Origin of the sequence: Pseudonocardia halophobica, from assembly GCF_027922425.1 — a bacterium.
GTDB lineage: Bacteria > Actinomycetota > Actinomycetes > Mycobacteriales > Pseudonocardiaceae > Pseudonocardia > Pseudonocardia halophobica.
In genome coordinates this window covers 1-769 of sequence record NZ_BSFQ01000189.1, presented here as the reverse complement: position 1 = coordinate 769, position 769 = coordinate 1, and the positions used below count along the sequence as shown (strand labels likewise).

Sequence of the window (769 nt, the reverse complement as noted above, 5' to 3'; positions counted from 1 at the left end):
CGAGGCCTCGTTCCATGCTGCTGGTCTTGCCGCCGAGGCGACCACCGAGCCGGCCTGGTCGATGTCGGCCTGGAGCAGGGCGGCGAGGGTGGATGCGGACTCGTCGGCGTCGGTGGGGTAGCTGAGGCCCACGTCGGGGCTCACCGTCTGTCCACCCACAAACCCGACCTCGTCGGGACGTACCTCGCGCCCGAGACGTTCGCCCAGGGCCTGCAGAATGCACGCCCTCGCCTCCTCGTCGCGCGGGATGGTCCCGTTGATCCAGCGGCTGACGTAGGTGTGCGTGTACTCGCGGGTGAGTCCCCGTCGCGCAGCCATCGCGGTCACCGCACGTGCGAAGCGCTTGCGGCCCACGGAGCCGTCGCGGTCGAGGTAGCCGGCCTCGCGCAGGAGCGCGCAGAGCCGTTCGTTGGCTGCCATCGACCTCCCTCCGCGCCCTGGGCGTCCGAGTGTGCCCCCATGTGCGCCCTGCCGCGGGCAGTTCGCGAAAGCCAGAGTGGATCACGTGGAGGACAGACGACAAGAGGAGGCCGGCGGGGCCTTGCTCAGCGCAGCCGAACGACGAGAGGTGCGGCGGGAGCTGACCCGGCTCGGCGCGGAGGTGCGTCGCTGGGCGGACCTGCTCGCCGCCAGGATCGACGAGCTCGGCCGGACGGTCAACGGCGGAGCGACTTCTCCAGCTCACTCACCCGCGCGTCGAGCTGCGCCATCGCCGAGTCGAGAGCCTCCCGGAGGTCGTCGATGCGCTGACTGATCTCGACGAACTTGG

General features: G+C 70.9%; 1 pseudogene. It reads right to left on the bottom strand.

The annotated features are described in order from the left end of the window. Positions 1-420 (bottom strand): annotated as a pseudogene (locus PKE99_RS38070) (XRE family transcriptional regulator); the annotation flags it as partial. Positions 421-769: the final 349 nt, after the last annotated feature.